The organism is Aquimarina sp. AWH4_224 (assembly GCF_056160245.1).
This window is the reverse complement of sequence record NZ_JBSWWU010000053.1, coordinates 1-486: the sequence shown is the minus strand read 5'-3', so window position 1 is coordinate 486 and position 486 is coordinate 1. Positions and strand designations below refer to the sequence as shown.

Sequence of the window (486 nt, the reverse complement as noted above, 5' to 3'; positions counted from 1 at the left end):
CTCTCTTCATATCAATGGTTAGGTTATAATATCTCTACTATTAAAAGAATCTTGGAGTCAGCATTCTATTGTATTTCTTAAATAACTCAAAGCGTAACATCACCTCATAACTCCCATCATTAAACTGCGATTGCCCCAACTCGGTCGTCTCCCTATCATAGGCAAAACCAATCATCATCGAATCCGAAATCTGGAAAGCAACCTGACCCGTCACTGCAGCACTCCAACGATAAGCAACTCCCAAAGTTAAACGCTCATACAACAAAAAGTTTGCGGAAACATCAACCTGTAACGGTGCTCCAAAAACTAATTTACTCAATAATGCTGGTTTAAATTTGAGGTCATCCGTAATATTGAAAACATGGCCCGCTATCAAATAGTAATTGATACGCTCTTCGGCCAAAAAACTAACCGCTTCACTAGAACTACTTGTAGTACTCTCATCAAAATGATCCGTCTCTAACAAATTAGGAGCACTAAGTCCCA

At 39.1% G+C, this 486-nt stretch carries 1 protein-coding gene; it reads right to left on the bottom strand.

All coding sequences use genetic code 11. The features are described 5' to 3' along the window. Window positions 1-40 precede the first annotated feature (40 nt). On the bottom strand, window positions 41-486 hold a 446-nt coding region (locus tag ACXAGJ_RS24655), incomplete at its 5' end, for a type IX secretion system membrane protein PorP/SprF (RefSeq protein ID WP_474843847.1).